The organism is Peribacillus sp. P4_C12 (assembly GCF_056402095.1).
On record NZ_JBFUIB010000937.1, the window covers coordinates 1 to 987 of the forward strand.

Below are 987 nucleotides of genomic sequence, written 5' to 3' on the forward strand. Positions count from 1 at the left end.
CTTCAAATGAACATCCTACCCCACAGAATGTACAAACTGTTTTCGTTTTTTTCGTACGTGTATCCCGCGCGGCTGCTTCTACTTCTGATAGGGCAAAGATTGTTTTATAGTCCGGTTCGACTTCTTTAATGAGATCAACCATTGGGTTTAACAAATCCTTCGGAATGGCTGTCATAAGCCCAGCTTCGCCCAACATTGATTTTTCCATTARGGCGTTACATGGACAAACTGTCGCACACTGTCCGCAAGATACACAAGAAGATTCATTGATGGATTTACCATCATCCCACATTACACGTGGGATTTCACGTTCCCAATCGATAGATAGAGTTTCATTCACCTGTAGGTCTTGACATACTTCTACGCAGCGTCCGCAAAGGATACATTGGTCCGGATCGTATCTGTAAAAAGGATGTGACATATCCACTTCGTATCCTTTTTCTCGGTATGGACGAGTTTGATGTTCAATTTCCAACAACTCTGCTGTGTTATGAACACGACAATTTCCATTGTTATTGTCACAAACCGTACAATACAGTAAGTGATTCTCCAAAATACGGTCCATCGCTTCTGTTTGTGCAGTTTTGGCCCGTTCTGAGGAAGTCAAAATATTCATTCCATCCTCAATTTCAGTCGAGCACGCCCTCATAATTTTCCCATCAATTTCACACATACMGGTATCACAGGTTTGAATGGGACCTAAAACTTCTGAATAACAAATATGGGGGTGCTCTACTCCTTGTTCCAAGAGGTAATCAAGAATTCGAGTCCCCTGCTCTACTTCATGTTGCTGTCCATTAATTTTTACTAGGACTATTTCTGCCATTTTAAATTCTCCTTTTTTTAAAAATCAAAAAAGCCCGCCATAAAATAAATTGTGCAAATGCAACACACAATCTATTTTATGGCGGGCTAATAACTAAGCAGTTTTTATCCTACTAGTAATCCTTCTCACCACATATAATAAAAAAAACAGGACATTAAGGC

Annotated in this window: 1 protein-coding gene; it reads right to left on the bottom strand. The window is 39.9% G+C overall.

The genetic code is table 11. The features are described from left to right. Window positions 1–826: 2Fe-2S iron-sulfur cluster-binding protein (locus tag AC1DUW_RS30405; protein ID WP_477644387.1), on the bottom strand; the 826-nt coding region annotated here is incomplete at its 3' end. Window positions 827–987: the final 161 nt, after the last annotated feature.